The sequence below is a fragment of the Geminisphaera colitermitum TAV2 genome, from assembly GCF_000171235.2.
Taxonomy (GTDB): domain Bacteria; phylum Verrucomicrobiota; class Verrucomicrobiia; order Opitutales; family Opitutaceae; genus Geminisphaera; species Geminisphaera colitermitum.
Genome location: NZ_ABEA03000178.1, coordinates 1 through 754, shown reverse-complemented (window position 1 = coordinate 754; position 754 = coordinate 1). Strand labels below are relative to the sequence as shown.

General features: G+C 62.9%; 1 protein-coding gene. It reads left to right on the top strand.

The genetic code is table 11. The features are described 5' to 3' along the window. On the top strand, positions 1-754 hold a 754-nt coding region (locus OBACDRAFT_RS20670), incomplete at both ends, for a cellulase family glycosylhydrolase (RefSeq protein ID WP_157837228.1).

The following is a 754-nucleotide window of genomic DNA, read 5'->3' as shown; positions in this document are numbered from 1 at the left end:
GCCAGCACCCTCATCATCACCCACCACGCTGCCGCCGCCACCGACACCGCCGCGCCCGGACCCGACTGGGCACCCTACGACCACAAACTCGACATCGCTCCCGGAAGCATCTTTGACCGCGCCGCTCTCATCGACGCCCCCGCCGGGAAATACGGCCCCCTCACCATCACGCCGTCGGGACAATTTGAATACGCCAATCGCCCCGGCCAACGCGTCCGCTTTTACGGCATCAACCTCTGCTTCGACGCCAACTTCCCCACCCACGCCCAAGCCGACGCCCTTGCCGACCGCCTTGCCCGCTCCGGCTACAACGCCGTCCGCCTCCACCACTACGACCGCGAACTCGTTAACCAACAAAAACGCCACTCCGTCAGCAGTCACGACCTCGACCCTGCCCAACTCGACCGCATCGACTACCTCTTTGCCGCCCTCAAAAAACGCGGCCTCCACATCAACATCGACATGCACTCGATGCGCAGCTTTTCCCCCGCCGAGATCCCGGACCTCGACCAGCGCATCGAAATGGAAATCAAACACCTCGTCCCCATCTCCGAAACCGCCTTCGCCGCCTGGGCTGCATTTGCCCAAAAACTCCTCACCCACCAAAACCCCCACACCGGCCTCACCTGGGCCGCCGACCCCGCCCTCATCGGCATCTGCATGCTCAACGAAGACACCTTCTTCGGCGACATCAACCGCCACTCCCCCAAACTCCTCGCCCTCTACCAAAAAGCCTTCGAACGCTGGAAAAACC